The organism is Pseudomonas sp. KH_024_B2, from assembly GCF_057839965.1.
This window is the reverse complement of the sequence record NZ_CM174502.1, coordinates 5,063,718-5,078,696: the sequence shown is the minus strand read 5'-3', so window position 1 is coordinate 5,078,696 and position 14,979 is coordinate 5,063,718. Positions and strand designations below refer to the sequence as shown.

The 14,979-nt window shown below is 59.5% G+C and carries 14 protein-coding genes; 12 read left to right on the top strand and 2 right to left on the bottom strand.

Annotated features, from left to right (window positions below; genetic code table 11):
* Nucleotides 1-95 precede the first annotated feature (95 nt).
* The 5 genes from ribF to ispH all read left to right on the top strand — a co-directional run bounded on the left by ribF (nucleotide 96) and on the right by ispH (nucleotide 5,940).
* The gene (gene ribF, locus AC3I0A_RS23570; RefSeq protein ID WP_489374970.1) at nucleotides 96-1,034 is read left to right on the top strand and encodes a bifunctional riboflavin kinase/FAD synthetase; all 939 of its coding nucleotides are present in this window, start codon (nucleotides 96-98) and stop codon (nucleotides 1,032-1,034) included.
* A gap of 13 nt (nucleotides 1,035-1,047) precedes the next feature.
* Nucleotides 1,048-3,879: an isoleucine--tRNA ligase gene (ileS, locus tag AC3I0A_RS23565; RefSeq protein WP_489374969.1), complete on the top strand. Its 2,832-nt coding sequence runs from the start codon at nucleotides 1,048-1,050 to the stop codon at nucleotides 3,877-3,879.
* On the top strand, nucleotides 3,872-4,384 hold the full coding sequence (gene lspA / locus AC3I0A_RS23560) for a signal peptidase II (RefSeq protein WP_489374968.1): 513 nt from the start codon (nucleotides 3,872-3,874) through the stop codon (nucleotides 4,382-4,384). The genes ileS and lspA overlap by 8 nt, the downstream gene beginning before the upstream one ends.
* A gap of 7 nt (nucleotides 4,385-4,391) precedes the next feature.
* Nucleotides 4,392-4,829, top strand: a complete 438-nt coding sequence (gene fkpB / locus AC3I0A_RS23555; protein ID WP_489378589.1) for an FKBP-type peptidyl-prolyl cis-trans isomerase — start codon at nucleotides 4,392-4,394, stop codon at nucleotides 4,827-4,829.
* Nucleotides 4,830-4,992: 163 nt separating this feature from the next.
* Complete coding sequence (gene ispH, locus AC3I0A_RS23550) at nucleotides 4,993-5,940, top strand: 4-hydroxy-3-methylbut-2-enyl diphosphate reductase (protein ID WP_489374967.1); 948 nt, start codon at nucleotides 4,993-4,995, stop codon at nucleotides 5,938-5,940.
* Here the strand turns inward: ispH and AC3I0A_RS23545 are convergent.
* Nucleotides 5,917-6,465, bottom strand: a complete 549-nt coding sequence (locus AC3I0A_RS23545) for a GspH/FimT family pseudopilin (RefSeq protein ID WP_489374966.1) — start codon at nucleotides 6,463-6,465, stop codon at nucleotides 5,917-5,919. The two genes, ispH and AC3I0A_RS23545, sit on opposite strands and share 24 nt — an antisense overlap.
* A gap of 135 nt (nucleotides 6,466-6,600) precedes the next feature.
* On the opposite strand from AC3I0A_RS23545, the gene AC3I0A_RS23540 reads away from it, so the two are divergent.
* From AC3I0A_RS23540 to thiO, 7 genes are read left to right on the top strand one after another with little or no spacing between them, the layout of a single operon-like run.
* Nucleotides 6,601-7,074, top strand: coding sequence for a GspH/FimT family pseudopilin (locus AC3I0A_RS23540; RefSeq protein WP_489374965.1), 474 nt, complete (start codon nucleotides 6,601-6,603; stop codon nucleotides 7,072-7,074).
* A complete protein-coding gene (gene pilV, locus AC3I0A_RS23535) occupies nucleotides 7,071-7,538 on the top strand; it encodes a type IV pilus modification protein PilV (RefSeq protein WP_489374964.1) in 468 nt (155 codons plus the stop codon). Before AC3I0A_RS23540 ends, pilV begins: the two co-directional genes overlap by 4 nt.
* A complete protein-coding gene (locus tag AC3I0A_RS23530) occupies nucleotides 7,535-8,239 on the top strand; it encodes a PilW family protein (RefSeq protein WP_489374963.1) in 705 nt (234 codons plus the stop codon). Before pilV ends, AC3I0A_RS23530 begins: the two co-directional genes overlap by 4 nt.
* 11 nt (nucleotides 8,240-8,250) lie before the next feature.
* Nucleotides 8,251-8,724, top strand: a complete 474-nt coding sequence (locus tag AC3I0A_RS23525; RefSeq protein ID WP_489374962.1) for a pilus assembly PilX family protein — start codon at nucleotides 8,251-8,253, stop codon at nucleotides 8,722-8,724.
* A complete protein-coding gene (locus AC3I0A_RS23520; RefSeq protein WP_489374961.1) occupies nucleotides 8,714-11,851 on the top strand; it encodes a pilus assembly protein in 3,138 nt (1,045 codons plus the stop codon). The genes AC3I0A_RS23525 and AC3I0A_RS23520 overlap by 11 nt, the downstream gene beginning before the upstream one ends.
* 14 nt (nucleotides 11,852-11,865) lie before the next feature.
* Complete coding sequence (locus AC3I0A_RS23515) at nucleotides 11,866-12,267, top strand: type IV pilin protein (RefSeq protein ID WP_489374960.1); 402 nt, start codon at nucleotides 11,866-11,868, stop codon at nucleotides 12,265-12,267.
* A 55-nt stretch (nucleotides 12,268-12,322) separates the two neighbouring features.
* On the top strand, nucleotides 12,323-13,423 hold the full coding sequence (thiO, locus tag AC3I0A_RS23510) for a glycine oxidase ThiO (RefSeq protein WP_489374959.1): 1,101 nt from the start codon (nucleotides 12,323-12,325) through the stop codon (nucleotides 13,421-13,423).
* 215 nt (nucleotides 13,424-13,638) lie between these two features.
* On the opposite strand, the gene AC3I0A_RS23505 is transcribed toward thiO, so the two are convergent.
* Entirely contained in the window at nucleotides 13,639-14,979 is a 1,341-nt protein-coding gene (locus tag AC3I0A_RS23505; RefSeq protein WP_489378588.1) for a sigma-54-dependent transcriptional regulator, read from the bottom strand.

Below are 14,979 nucleotides of genomic sequence, written 5' to 3'. Positions count from 1 at the left end.
GTTTTATCGATTCGATCACTTTGGGTTACGGTGTTGCCTGTCGTCGGCCGCCGGGTGTGGTTATAATCGACCACTTTATGAGCAAGAAGCGCGTTATGCAGCTGGTTCGAGGCCTCCACAACTTGCGTCCCCGGCATAGGGGCTGTGTCGCCACTATTGGCAACTTTGACGGTGTTCACCGTGGTCACCAGGCTATCCTGGTCCGACTGCGTGAGCGAGCGCTTGAGTTGGGCGTGCCCAGCTGCGTGGTGATATTTGAGCCGCAGCCCCGTGAGTTCTTTGCTCCGGACACGGCTCCGGCCCGTCTGGCGCGCTTGCGCGACAAGCTGCAACTGCTGGCTGACGAGGGTGTCGACCGGGTCTTGTGCCTGGCCTTCAACCAACGGTTGAGCAAGCTCAGTGCGGCCGGGTTCGTCGATACCATTCTGGTCGATGGCCTCGGCGTGCAACATCTGGAGGTCGGTGATGACTTCCGTTTCGGCTGTGATCGGGCAGGGGATTTCAATTTCCTGCAACAGGCCGGGAGCGATCGAGGTTTTACCGTCGAAGCGGCGCAGACCGTTGAACTCGACGGGATACGGGTCAGCAGCACCCAGGTACGCAATGCCTTGGCTGCTGCCGATTTTGCTTTGGCCGAGCGTCTGCTTGGTCGTCCGTTCCAGATTTGCGGGCGGATACTGCATGGGCAGAAGCTGGCGCGCCAATTGGGCACGCCAACGGCCAATGTGCAACTCAAACGCCGTCGTGTGCCGCTGTCCGGGGTTTACCTGGTGAGTGTCGAGATCGACGGTCAACCATGGCCGGGAGTCGCCAATATCGGTGTTCGGCCAACGGTTGCAGGTGACGGCAAAGCCCACCTGGAAGTCCATCTTTTAGATTTTGCCGGCGATTTGTATGACCGGCGTGTGACGGTGGTTTTCCACCACAAGCTGCGCGAAGAGCAGCGTTTCGCCTCTCTGGAGGCGCTTAAGACGGCGATCCATGCGGATGTCGCCGCAGCCCGTGCTTATGCCGCACCTAGCGCCAATCGCTAATGAAGAGCCTTAAATGACCGACTATAAAGCCACGCTAAACCTTCCGGACACCGCCTTCCCAATGAAGGCCGGCCTGCCTCAGCGCGAACCGCAGATTCTGCAGCGCTGGGACAGCATTGGCCTGTACCAGAAGTTGCGTGAGATTGGTAAGGATCGTCCCAAGTTCGTTCTGCACGACGGTCCTCCGTACGCCAACGGCACTATTCACATCGGTCATGCACTTAACAAGATTCTCAAGGACATGATCGTCCGTTCGAAAACCCTTTCGGGTTTCGACGCGCCTTATGTTCCAGGCTGGGACTGCCATGGCCTGCCGATCGAACACAAAATCGAAGTGACTCACGGCAAGAACCTGTCCGCTGACGAAACCCGCGAGCTGTGCCGTGCTTACGCCACCGAGCAGATCGAAGGGCAGAAGTCCGAGTTCATCCGCCTCGGCGTGCTCGGCGACTTCGCCAATCCCTACAAAACCATGAATTTCACCAACGAAGCCGGCGAAATCCGCGCTCTGGCAGAAATGGTCAAGGGTGGTTTCGTATTCAAGGGCCTCAAGCCCGTGAACTGGTGCTTTGACTGCGGCTCGGCACTGGCTGAAGCGGAAGTCGAATACCAGGACAAAAAATCCTCGACCATCGACGTGGCCTTCCCGATTGTCGACGTAGCCGAACTGGCGACCGCTTTCGGCCTGGCTACGCTGAGCAAGCCAGCCTCGATCGTGATCTGGACCACCACGCCGTGGACCATCCCGGCCAACCAGGCACTGAACGTTCACCCGGAGTTCGACTACGCCCTGGTCGATGTCGGTGACAAGCTGCTGGTGCTGGCTGAAGAACTGGTCGAATCCTGCCTGGCTCGCTACAACCTGGAAGGGTCGGTCATTTCCACCGTTCCGGGCGCGGCGCTGGAAATGATCAATTTCCGTCACCCGTTCTACGATCGTCTGTCGCCGGTTTATCTGGCCGAGTACGTCGAGCTGGGTGCGGGCACCGGTGTGGTTCACTCCGCGCCAGCCTACGGTGAAGACGACTTCGTGACCTGCAAGCGTTACGGCATGGTCAACGACGACATCCTCACACCCGTGCAGAGCAACGGCGTATACGCCACCTCGCTGGAATTCTTCGGCGGCCAGTTCATCTGGAAAGCCAACCCGGCCATCGTCGACAAGCTGGCTGAAGTCGGTGCGCTGCTGCACACCGAAACCATCAGCCACAGCTACATGCACTGCTGGCGCCACAAGACCCCGCTGATCTATCGCGCCACGGCGCAGTGGTTCGTCGGCATGGACAAAGCGCCTGCGACCGGCGAGACCCTGCGCAAGCGGGCGATCAAGGCTATCGAAGACACCGCGTTCATTCCGGCCTGGGGCCAGGCGCGTCTGCACTCGATGATCGCCAACCGTCCGGACTGGTGCATCTCCCGTCAGCGTAACTGGGGTGTGCCGATCCCGTTCTTCCTGAACAAGGAAAGCGGCGAGTTGCACCCACGTACCGTCGAGCTGATGGAAGAAGTCGCCAAGCGCGTCGAAGTGCAAGGCATCGAAGCCTGGTTCAAGCTGGATGCCGCCGAGCTGCTCGGTGACGAAGCGCCGCTCTACGACAAGATCAGCGACACCCTGGACGTCTGGTTCGACTCGGGCACCACTCACTGGCACGTGCTGCGCGGTTCCAACTCGATGGGCCACGAGACCGGCCCGCGTGCCGATCTGTACCTGGAAGGCTCGGACCAACACCGTGGCTGGTTCCATTCGTCGCTGTTGACCGGTTGCGCCATCGACAACCACGCGCCGTACCGCGAGTTGCTGACCCACGGCTTCACCGTCGACGAAAGCGGCCGCAAAATGTCCAAGTCCCTGGGCAACGTGATCGCGCCGCAGAAGGTCAACGACACCTTGGGCGCCGACATCATGCGTCTGTGGGTCGCGTCCACCGACTACTCGGGCGAGATCGCGGTTTCCGAGCAGATCCTGCAGCGCAGTGCGGACGCTTATCGGCGGATCCGCAACACCGCGCGCTTCCTGCTTTCCAACCTGAGCGGTTTCAACCCGGCCACCGACCTCCTGCCGGCTGAAGAAATGCTCGCGCTGGACCGTTGGGCGGTGGATCGTACGTTGCTGCTGCAACGCGAGTTGCAAGAGCATTACGGCGAATACCGTTTCTGGAACGTCTATTCCAAGGTGCACAACTTCTGCGTGCAGGAGCTGGGCGGTTTCTACCTGGACATCATCAAGGACCGTCAGTACACCACTGGCACCGACAGCAAGGCCCGGCGTTCCTGCCAGACCGCGCTGTTCCACATCTCTGAAGCGCTGGTGCGCTGGATCGCGCCGATCCTGGCCTTCACCGCCGATGAGCTGTGGCAGTACCTGCCGGGCGAGCGTAACGAATCGGTCATGCTCAACACCTGGTACGAAGGCCTGACCGAACTGCCGGAAGGCATCGAGCTGGACCGTGCCTACTGGGAACGGATCATGGCGGTCAAGGTTGCGGTCAACAAGGAAATGGAAATCCAGCGCGCGGCCAAGGCCGTCGGTGGCAACCTGCAAGCCGAAGTCACGCTGTTTGCCGAAGAGGCGCTGAGCGCCGACCTGGCCAAACTGAGCAACGAACTGCGCTTCGTGTTGATTACCTCGACTGCAAGCGTTGCACCCTTCGTGCAAGCGCCGGCCGATGCGGTGGAAACCGAAGTGGCTGGCCTCAAGCTGAAAGTGGTCAAGTCCGCTTTCGCCAAGTGCGCCCGTTGCTGGCACTGCCGTGAAGACGTGGGCGTGAACCCGGAGCATCCGGAAATCTGCGGTCGCTGCGTCGACAACATCAGTGGTGCCGGCGAGGTTCGTCACTATGCCTAATGCTGCTAGCCGTTTCGGACGGCTGAGCTGGCTCTGGTTGAGCTTGCTGGTACTGGTCATTGACCAGGCCAGCAAGTTCTACTTCGAAGGCTCGCTGACGATGTACCAGCAAATCGTGGTGATCCCGGATTACTTCAGCTGGACGTTGGCCTACAACACCGGCGCTGCGTTCAGCTTCCTGGCTGACAGCTCAGGCTGGCAGCGCTGGCTGTTCGCCGTGATCGCAATTGCGGTCAGTGCGGTGCTGGTGGTCTGGCTCAAGCGTCTGGGACGCAGTGAAACCTGGCTGGCGGTTGCGCTGGCGTTGGTGCTCGGTGGCGCTCTGGGCAACCTGTACGACCGCATTGCCCTGGGCCATGTGATCGATTTCATTCTGGTGCATTGGCAGAACCGCTGGTATTTCCCGGCGTTCAACTTTGCCGACAGCGCCATCAGCGTGGGTGCAGTGATGCTGGCGCTGGATATGTTCAAAAGTAAAAAAACCGGAGAAACCGTTCATGACTGAACAGTTATTGGCTGAGCAACGCATCCGCCAGAACACGGAAGTCACCTTGCATTTCGCATTGCGCCTGGAGAACGGCGACACCGTCGACAGTACCTTCGACAAGGCCCCGGCGACCTTCAAGGTCGGCGATGGCAACCTGCTGCCAGGTTTCGAAGCCGCACTGTTCGGCTTCAAGGCTGGCGACAAGCGCACCCTGCAGATCCTGCCGGAAAACGCTTTCGGTCAGCCTAACCCGCAAAATGTGCAGATCATCCCGCGTTCGCAGTTCAAGGATATGGAACTGTCCGAAGGCCTGCTGGTGATCTTCAACGATGCGGCGAATACTGAGCTGCCCGGTGTGGTCAAAGCCTTCGATGACGCCCAGGTGACCATCGACTTCAACCACCCGCTGGCCGGCAAGACATTGACCTTTGATGTCGAGATCATCGACGTCAAGGCGTTGTAACTGACCAAATGCGGTCAAAATGTAGGAGCGAGCTTGCTCGCGAAGGCTGACTGACATTCAACATTGATGTCGGCTGTTACACCGCTTTCGCGAGCAAGCTCGCTCCCACAGTAAGTTTTCTACTGTCTACGCTATTTCTTGCGCGCAAGCCACGAGGCACAGTATGCAAATCAAACTCGCCAACCCCCGTGGCTTCTGCGCCGGTGTAGACCGGGCGATCGAAATCGTCAATCGCGCTCTGGAAGTCTTCGGGCCGCCGATCTATGTGCGCCACGAAGTGGTCCACAACAAATTTGTCGTCGAAGACCTGCGCTCTCGCGGAGCGATCTTCGTCGAAGAGCTGGATCAGGTGCCGGACGACGTCATCGTGATCTTCAGCGCCCACGGTGTTTCCCAGGCCGTGCGTACCGAAGCGGCGGGCCGTGGCCTGAAAGTCTTCGATGCGACCTGTCCGTTGGTGACCAAGGTTCATATCGAAGTGGCGCGCTACAGCCGCGACGGTCGCGAGTGCATCCTTATCGGCCACGCCGGTCACCCGGAAGTCGAAGGCACCATGGGCCAGTACGATGGCAGCAATGGCGGGGCGATCTACCTGGTCGAAGATGAAAAAGACGTCGCCGCGTTGCAGGTGAAAAACCCTGAAAGACTGGCGTTCGTCACCCAGACCACCTTGTCCATGGACGACACCAGCCGCGTGATCGACGCCCTGCGTACACGCTTCCCGGCAATTGGCGGTCCGCGCAAGGACGACATCTGCTACGCCACGCAAAACCGCCAGGACGCAGTCAAGCAACTGGCGGACGAGTGCGATGTGGTGTTGGTGGTCGGCAGCCCGAACAGCTCCAACTCCAACCGTCTGCGCGAACTGGCCGAGCGCATGGCCACCCCGGCCTATCTGATCGATGGTGCCGAAGACCTGCAGCGCAGCTGGTTCGATGGCGTCGAGCGGATCGGCATCACTGCCGGCGCTTCGGCACCGGAAGTGCTGGTGCGTGGCGTGATTCAGCAATTGCAGGCCTGGGGCGCAACCGGAGCCGATGAGCTGGCCGGTCGCGAGGAGAACGTCACCTTCTCCATGCCCAAAGAGCTACGCGTTCGCTCGCTGCTGTGAGTTGTTGCTCTGCGCGCACAGTTTCTGCTCGGTCTTGTCGCTGCGCAGGCTGATGCGGCCACTCTTGGCCAGCACCACTTGATGCTGGCTGATGCCCTGGTCCGTGGCACAAACATGCACGGTCCCGGCACGAAAGCCGCCGCCTGGCAGCAGCGCTTCGCCCAAACCGGTGAAACGAACATAGGTTTTCACCGGTCTATTGCCGACAATTGTCACCCGTCCGCTCTCCTGGCGCTCATGCAGCACCGGGTTATCGGCGTCTTCATGGCCCTTGCCGCTGATATCCAGAATGATTCTCCAGCCCTGGCCCCAGTTGTCGTCCACGGCATGGATGACGATGGTCTGGTTGCGCAGGATGGCTTCGGCACGGGCGTTGCGCAGGCCGCTGACGAGCGTCTGAGCGGCATTCTCCCGACGCACCGATTCGATCAGCTGCTTGAAATGCGGGCCGACAAACTGCAAGAGCGCGGCGGCAATCGCCAGTCCTGCGAGCAGTTCGATCAGGTTGAAACCTTTCTGATGCATAGCGTCTCCCTCCATGGAGATGGTGTTGGCGTGCGCGATCCGTGCGCGGGTCCTGGCAAATCAACCGTACATTCAGGTGTCGAATGTTCTAGCTTGTATAACCAGTTATAGACGATGGCAGTTGAGGAGTGTGCGATGCGCCACCGCGTAAAGGGTTTTACGCTGATTGAGTTGATGGTCACTCTGGCGGTTTTTGTGATTATGCTGACCATGGCCATTCCGGCATTTACCCGGTCGGTACAGAGTGCCAAAGCCGATACCGAGGTCAGCGACCTGCTGCGCGGGCTCAATCACGCACGTTTGACGGCGATGGACCGGGGCATCACCACCCGGTTCAGACCGACCGCGGAGGGTGGCAGCTGGACCGGGGAACTGTCGGTTTACGATGGCACCGGCACCCCGGCGAATGTATTGCGGGTTGTGCCAGCCATGAGCAGCGGCGCCACGTTGACGCTAACCTCAGGCGTAACCAACATCGATTTCAACAACCTGGGAGGGTTGTCGGCACCTGCTACAGCCGTGACCATAAATTATGTGTTGGGGGCGCAAACAAGGACGATCAATGTGTGTCTGAATGGACGAATCGTTTTGGGCGGAAATTGCGGATGACGGGATCGGACAAGCGTGCACAGGACGGCATGACCCTGATCGAAGTATTGGTTGCGGTACTGATCCTCGGCGTGGGGTTGCTGGGCGCGGCGTCAGTTCAGTTGAATGCGCTGAAATACACCGACAGTTCGCTGATGACCAGCCAGGCCAGTTTTATCGCCTACGACATGCTGGACCGGATCCGCGCCAATTCCAGCGCCGATTACACCGTCACGCCTCCTGGCTCGAGCAACCTTAGCGTCGCTCGGGATCAGGACCTTTATGACTTCACCACCAATATCGTCGCTTTTGGCGGTCCGACGGCGACCGGTAGCATCACGGTGAACCAGCGAGTGTTCACCATCACCATCAACTGGGACGATTCACGGGCTGTGGGAGCGGCCGACCCGGCTCAGGGCAGTGCGCCCCAGCGGACCTTTGTGCTGACCAGCCGCGTCGCCGTCGACCCTGCGGTGTCGCCATGAGAAGCACCAGAGGTTTCGGCCTGATCGAGTTGATGGTGGCGCTGGCGTTGGGCCTGATCGTGGTGCTGGGTGTTGCGCAGATATTCATTTCGGCGAAAAACACCTACGTCAGCCAGAACGCGTCAGCCAGCATGCAAGAGGATGCGCGTTTCGTCCTGAGCAAAATGCTCCAGGAAATCCGTATGGTCGGTATGTTCGGTTGCCTTGGATCGATTACCGATTCGAGCTCGGGCTCGGACTTCGCCGCCAACTCGGCAACACCCATCAGCTGGGACAACGCCAACCTCAAGCTGACCCTGGTGACCGCCGATGTCGGCAACAACGGCGGTGCGCCGACCTGGACCGTCATCTCCGATTGTCGAAACAGCGCCACGGCCTATTCCGGCACCCATGCGGCCTCGACCGGGCAGTTGGCGTTCCCGATCCGGCGACTGACCTACACCTTCAGCAACAATCAACTGTTGATGGGTACTGGCACCACCGCCAGCCAAGTGTTGGTGGACCACGTCAGCGCATTCGGGGTGACCTTCGGCGTCGCCAGTTCGGCCACAGAGATCGCCGCTTCCAGCTACACCAGCAACCCGTCCGATCCAGCACGCATACGCAGTGTGCGCTTGACCTTGACCCTGACGGACCCGAACAACCGCGTCCGCAACCAGACCTATAACGTGGTTGCCGCTTTGCGCAACCGGTTGCTGTAGGTGGAGTGCCGATGAGTATTCCCCGAATGACGGCAAAATCCGAGCGCGGCATGGCGCTGTTGGTCAGCCTGGTGTTTCTCCTGCTGCTGACCCTGATCGGCATTTCGTCGATGCAGAATGCGACCTTGCAGGAAAAAATGGCCGGCAGCGTGACCCTGCGCAATCAGTCTTTTCAAGTGGCCGAGGCGGCATTGCGAGTCGGTGAAAGTGCGGTGCAGGTGGAGGCCTACTCACTACCGATGTGTGCGGGTACCCAATGCAGGCCGCCTGCCGAGTCGTCGGTGGTGATTGCAGCAGGGCACAACTCCAGCTCAGGGGTGACCTGGATTGCCGCCGGTAGCGGCTTTTATGGGGTGCAGAACATAGGTACCACAAAAGGCGCCGTCAACGTGCCGAGCGGCACCTCCTCGACGCTGTACCGGGTCACAGCGGTAGGGCTGGCAGGTAATTCGCGCAGCGTGCTGGAGAGTATTTATGCGAAGTAATGAAGCCCGCACAGATTGGCGTCGCTGGTTGTTGCAGCTGTTCTGTGGCGCCGTCTCGAGCCTTTACCTGGCAGCGCCGACTTACGCCTTCACGCCCTCGGACTCGCCGCTGTTTAGCGGCGCCGCCGTGGCACCCAATGTGATGCTGTTGCTCGATGATTCGGAGAATATGAACAACATTATCTGGGAGGCAGGCTTCGACCCGACGGTCGCACGCGCCCCGGTGACTACTTGCCACTCGAATGGCGCGTGCAACAAAGGCCGGGATCTTGACATGGCCGATACCAATATTTCTTTGTCGAGTTTGATTCGTGGGACATGCTCGCCGGGTTGGTACGGTTTCTATCGCGGCTCAGGTTTGAATGCGATTTGCCTGAGGCTTCCCGATCCGGTGGGTGGCGAGGAGACTCGTTACTCAGCCAATTACCTGTCCTATCTGATAAGTCTGGCCAACAATTCCGACCGGGATTTCACCGACGGTTCGATTCCCAATGATTACCGGATGAACGTGGCGCGCAACTCCACCACGGCGTTGGTGGCCGGCAACCGCGCGCTGCGCATCGGCCTGGCGACGTTCAATCCAGCATCCGGCAATAAAAATGTCGGCGGTTACATCGTCCGTTCGGTCAGTGATTTGTCGGTGGTTAGTGCAAGCGTGACTCAGGCTCAGGCCGATACCAACTACAACGCACTGATCGCCGGGATCAACGGGTTGAGCGTCACAATCCACGGACAAAGCTCCGGGAGCAGTGGAGTGAGCGAGGTGCCCCATGCGCCGCTGGCCGAAACCTATTATGAGGTCACCCGCTATTTCCGTGGTATGACGCCGTACTACAACTCCACGCCTGCCACCTACACCGGCCCGATCCAGTATCGCTGCCAGAAAAATTACGGTGTGGTGATTAGCTCCGGTTTACCGACCTATGACAGAACGTTCCCCACCGACGATCCTTTGGGCGGCAGCAATCTGCCTAATTGGGATGGCGTGAACAATGACGGCAATAACCTGAATGGCAATGAGATAGGCGACACCTTGTACCTGGATGACATCGCCAAGTTCGCCTTCGACATCGACATGCGCTCAACGGGGACCGATGCCGCAGGGAAAAGCTGGAGCTCGGTGGATTTCCCCAGGCAGTACATGAATACCTACACCGTGGGTTTCACCACAGCGAACCAGATGTTGTCCGATGCAGCCACCTACGGGCAGGGCAAGTATTACCAGGCCAGTAACAGTACCGGTCTCAGTAGCGCTCTGTCTTCGGCCTTGAGCAGTATCATCGCCACGGCGGGCTCCGGCGGCAGCGGCACGACCAGCGGGACCACCCTGGCCGCGGGTTCGAGGTATTACCAGACCAGCTACGACCCCAAGGACTGGCGCGGCACGATCAAGTCCTTTGGCTTCACCTCAAGCGGCGCGGTCAATACCGCATCGGTGCTCTGGAACACCGACACAACCATCGTGCCGGCCGCCACGGCACCGACCTTCCAGTCCTGGAACACCACGAGCAACGCGGCCATCACCCTGGCATACAGCAACTTTTCCAGTGCTCAGCAGACTGCGCTCAGCCAGAGCCTGCCGACGGGCATCACTGGCAATGACCTGGTGGAGTGGAGCAAAGGCATCAATAAAACCGGCTTGAAGGTTCGTACCGTTCTGCTCGGGGACATCATCAACTCACCGTTGGTGCTTGCGTCACCCTTGGACAAAACCGCCTCCGATCTGGCCGGTGACACCAGCTACAGCACCTATCTGACCACCAAAACGGCAAACATGAGTGCCAGTCTGGTGGTGAATGCCAACGATGGTTTTCTCAACGTCATCAATGCGGCTAACGGCGCCCGACGTTACGCCTACATGCCCTCCAGCGTGCTGGCGTCCCTGCATTCGATCGCCGATACCGACTACATCAATGGCCTTGGCCACAAGTTTCTCGTTGACGGTCAGATCGGCGTCTTTGATGCCCAACTCAATAGCGCCTGGAAAACCCTCGCCCTTGGCGGAGTCGGGGCAGGCGGCAAGACCTTCTATGCCGTACAACTTTTCGACGCCTCGGCAGGGAATGAGACCAAGGTGTTGTGGGAAATCAGTGCCCCGGCGACGGCCAGTACCGACCCATTCAATGATCTGGGTTATGCCTATGCCCGTCCGGAAGTGGCACGCTTGTCGGATGGCCGCTGGGCGGCATTCATTGCCAACGGCTATGGCAGTCACTCCGGGGTGGCCGCGTTGTACGTGGTGGATATTCGCGACGGTTCGCTGATCAAGAAAATCGTCATCGACAGTACTGAGACGACCAATGGACTCTCTTCCGTGAAGCTCAGGGTCAATGCGCAGAACGTGGTGCAGGCTGCGTATGGCGGCGACTTGAAGGGCCGGCTATGGAAGTTTGATTTGAGCAGCGCCTCCACCGACGGCTGGGGCCTGGCCTTTTCCGGCAATCCGTTATTTACCGCCCCCGGTGGCGCGACCCAGTCAATCACTGCGCAACCCGTGCTGGCGGATCATCCCACCAGCGGTGAAGTGGTATTTTTCGGGACGGGAAAATTCAACGAAACCGCAGATAAATTGACCACGGATCCACAAGGGTTCTATGCCATTTGGGATGCAGACGGCGGCGCAGGGCAGCTCACGGTCGCCAGTTTGCAGGCCCAGGCGGTGACAGGGGTGTCGTCGGGGTTCATCACCACCACCCAGAATGAGGTGACCTACCCGGCACAGAAGGGCTGGTATCTGCCTTTGGTTTACAACAGCGCGCTGACTGGCGAACGTGTCATCAATCAGGCCAGTCTGGTGGCGGGGCGCATTGTGTTTACCAGCGCCGGCATGGGCAGCACTGATCCCTGTTCCAGCTTCGGTACCGGCAAACTGGTCGAACTGGATGCGTTCAGCGGTAAGATGCTCAGCTACGCGGTACTCGATACCAACAGTGATGGGGCGATCGACAGCACGGACGTCCCGTCCAGTGGGGTGGTTTTTACCGGTGGTATCCCAACGCTGAATGCGGTCGTCAACGACGCGACCCGCAAGATTGTCAACGACTCCAGCGGCGGCGTTACTACGCTGGTTGAGGCAGCGGGCGACGGCGGCACAAGCCGACGGATCATGTGGCGACAAATACAGTAAGTGAGAGATGAGACATGCGCAGATTCAACCAGGGTTTTACCTTGATCGAAATCATGATTGTGATCGCGATCATCGGTATTGTGGTGACCATCGGCTACCCGAGCATTACCGAGTATGTGAAGAAAACCCACCGCACCGAAATCGCCGGACTGCTCTCCGAACAGGCACAAAACCTGGAACGGTTCTATTCGAAGAACAGTGTGTATACCAATGCCTCCGGCCTCAGCGCGGGTAACGACTACTACACCATCACCCCGACGCTGACCGATCAGACCTTCTCGCTGACGGCGGCCCGCAAAAGCGGATCGATGATGGCGAGCGACAAATGCGGGGACTTCACCATCACCAATACCGGCCTCAGAACCATTGCCAATGCGACCACCGGCCTGACCACCAAGGATTGCTGGGGTCGTTGAGTACATTTTTCGGGCGCACTTTGCGCCATTTGTCTATTTATTGTTGGATCAGAAGATGACCAAGCAACAGCAAGTGGTGATTGTCGGCGGTGGCGTGATCGGCCTGCTGACGGCGTTTAATCTGGCGTCTGAAGGGCAGGGTGTGATCCTGCTGGATCGCTCGAATGTGGGGCAGGAGTCGTCCTGGGCGGGTGGCGGGATTGTTTCGCCGCTGTACCCATGGCGCTACAGCCCGGCGGTCACGGCACTGGCCCATTGGTCGCAGGATTTTTATCCACAGCTCGCCGAGCGCCTTTTTGCGGCAACCGGGGTTGACCCCGAAGTGCACAAGACCGGTCTGTACTGGCTTGATCTGGATGACGAAGCCGAGGCGCTGGCCTGGGCCGTGCGGGAAAACCGTCCGCTGAGCACTGTGGATATCTCGGCCGCGCACGATGCGGTGCCCGTGCTGGGTGCCGGGTTCTCCCGGGCGATCTACATGGCGGATGTGGCCAATGTGCGTAATCCGCGGCTGGTGAAGTCGCTCAGGGCCGCGTTGTCGGCGTTGCCCAATGTCACGATCCATGAGCAATGCGAAGTCAGTGGTTTTGTTCGCACGGGTGAGCGTGTCGTTGGCGTTCAGACGTCAGCGGGCGAGATTCAGGCTGATCAGGTCGTGCTGTCGGCGGGTGCCTGGAGCGGCGAGTTGTTGCAAACCCTTGGCCTGGAGTTGCCGGTCGAGCCGGTAAAAGGGCAGATGATTCTCTACAAATGCGCGCCCGGCTTTCTCTCGAGCATGGTCCTGGCCAAAGGACGTTATGCGATTCCACGCCGTGACGGCCATGTGCTGATCGGCAGTACGCTGGAGCATGAAGGCTTCGACAAGACGCCTACTCAGTCCGCGCTGGAGAGCTTGAAGGCCTCGGCCATCGAGCTGATTCCGGTGCTGGCGGATGCCGAAGTGGTGGGGCATTGGGCGGGGCTGAGGCCGGGTTCGCCGCAGGGCATTCCCTATATTGGTAAAGTTCCGGGCTTTGCAGGGCTGTGGCTGAACTGTGGACATTATCGCAATGGCCTGGTGCTGGCGCCGGCCTCCTGCCAGTTGTTCGCCGACTTGATGCTGGGTCGCGAGCCGGTCATTGATCCAGCGCCTTATGATCCAGAAGGTCGCATTTAGCGGGGTTTGGGTGGCTTAGGAGATTTCGAGGCATGAGGTAATTCTGTGGCGAGGGAGCTTGCTCCCGCTGGGTCGCGGAGCGGCCCCAAAGTCAGGCGCTGCGGTTTATCAGATAAATCTCGTTGTTTGGTTTTACGACTGCTGCGCAGCCGAGCGGGAGCAAGCTCCCTCGCCACAATGAATCACCTGACAGGTGCTTTCGCAAAAGCCCTCACTCAATCGAGCCCCAGCTTCTTCAAACGATAGCGCATCGAACGAAACGACAGATTCAAACGCTGAGCCGCCGCCGTGCGGTTCCAGCGGGTCTCTTCGAGAGCCTGGAGAATCAGTTTGCGTTCGACGTTTTCCAGGTAGTTTTCCAGATTGTCGATGTGCGCCAGATCCGCCTCTGCGGGGGCGGCTGTGGGACTTGTTTCTGCCAGACGCAGGTCGCTCGCTTCGATCTGTTGGTTTTCGCAGAGGGTATGCGCCCGTTCGAGCATGTTCTCCAGTTCGCGCACATTGCCGGGAAAACGATAGCTTCTGAGCGCTTCCAGGGCTTGCGGGTGGAGCTTCGCTGGCGGCAGGCCGCTGTCTGCCGCCAGTCGCTTGAGGACATTGCTGGCCAGACATTCGATATCGTCGCGCCGCTCGCGCAGGGGCGGTACGCGCAATTCGATCACATTCAACCGATAGTACAGATCCTGACGAAAGCGTTCGGCGGCGACTTCGGCGTCCAGGTCCTTGTGCGTGGCGCATAAAATGCGCACATCAACCACGACTTCCTGTTGGCCGCCGACGCTGCGAACGGCTTTCTCCTGAATGGCCCGCAACAGTTTGACCTGCATCGCCAAGGGCAGATCGGCCACTTCGTCGAGGAACAGCGTGCCGCCGTTGGCTGCTTGAAACAGCCCGGGCTTGTCTTCGATAGCACCGCTGAAGCTGCCTTTGCGATGGCCGAAAAATTCGCTCTCCATCAGTTCGGACGGAATCGCTCCACAGTTGACCGGTACGAAAGGTCGACTGGCGCGAGGACCTTGCCCATGAATCAGCCTGGCCACCAATTCCTTGCCGCTGCCGGATTCGCCGCTGATGTACACCGGTGCCTGGCTGCGGGCCAGTTTATTGATGTGTTTGCGCAGGTTGCGCATGGGCAATGAGTCGCCGAGCAGGCGACTGTCGATGGAGGGCGGCACACCGCTCGCAGTCGGCAGGCGAAGGGCACTTGCTACCAGCTCCCGCAGACGAGCGAGGTCCACTGGTTTGGTCAGAAAATCGAAGGCGCCCGCTTTCAAAGCATTGATTGCCGTCTCCAGGCTGCCGTAGGCGGTGATCATCGCCACCGGAACCTGCGGGTGACGCTGCTGGATGTGCTGCACCAGTTCCAGTCCTGTGCCATCGGGCAGGCGCATGTCGGTCAAACACAGATCGAAGGGCTCCTGAGCCAGCCACTCACGAGCCTCGCTGACGTTGCGGGCACTTTGGGTGTCGAGCTTCATCCGGCCCAAGGTGATTTCCAGAAGTTCGCGAATATCCGGCTCATCATCGACGATCAGGATTTTTTGCCGTGGGCTTAT